This window comes from Streptomyces rubellomurinus (assembly GCF_000961885.1).
In the GTDB taxonomy this organism is placed as follows: domain Bacteria; phylum Actinomycetota; class Actinomycetes; order Streptomycetales; family Streptomycetaceae; genus Kitasatospora; species Kitasatospora rubellomurina.
In genome coordinates, this window is record NZ_JZKH01000274.1 from 1 (window position 1) to 832 (window position 832).

At 79.0% G+C, this 832-nt stretch carries 1 protein-coding gene; it reads left to right on the top strand.

All coding sequences use genetic code 11. The features are described 5' to 3' along the window. Positions 1-832, top strand: an 832-nt coding sequence (locus VM95_RS37785) for a SpnB-like Rossmann fold domain-containing protein (RefSeq protein ID WP_045706052.1), incomplete at both ends; no start/stop codon positions are given.

An 832-nucleotide genomic window follows, 5' to 3' on the forward strand; every position in this document is an offset into this window, starting at 1 on the left:
CTCCACCATGACCGGCGGCACCTCGCTGCGCCTGGACGCCGTCGACCCGGACGGCACCCCCGTCGTCTCCGCACGCTCCCTCATCGTCCGCCCGGTCCAGCAGGCGGCGCTGGACGGCACCCAGCGCGGCCGGCAGAACGCGCTGTTCCGGCTCGACTGGGCCGCGGTCGCGGCCGAGCGCTCCGCCGCGCCGCTCGACCTCGCGCTGCTGGGCGCGGGCCGGGCCCACCCGGACCTGGCCGCGCTGGAGCAGGCACTCGCCGAGGGCGCCGAGGCGCCGCAGGCCGTCGTCGCCACGATCGACTCCCCCGCCGACGCCGCCGACCCGGCCGAGGCCGCGCGGGTGACCGCCGTCCGGGCGCTGGAGCTGGTGCAGCGCTGGCTGGCGAGCGAGCGGCTGGGCGACGCCCGGCTGGTCGTGGCGACCCGGGGCGCCGTCGCCGTGGGCGAGGAGTCCCCCGACGTGGCGCAGTCCCCGGTCTGGGGCCTGGTGCACAGCGCCCAGTCCGAGCACCCGGGCCGCTTCGTCCTGGTGGACGTCGACGGCTCAGACGGCGACGGCGAGCCGGACTGGAACGCCGCACTCGCCACGGACGAGCCGCAACTGGCCGTCCGCAAGGGCGAGTTGCTGGCGCCGCGCCTGATGCGCGCGGAGACCGCGGCGCCCGGCGCCGGCTGGTCCCCGAACCCGGACGGCACGGTGCTGATCACCGGCGGCACCGGCGGCCTGGGCGCGCGCTTCGCCAAGCACCTGGCCGAGCGGCACGGCACGCGGCACCTGCTGCTGGTCAGCCGCCGCGGCCCGGCCGCCGAGGGCGTGGCCGAGCTGGTC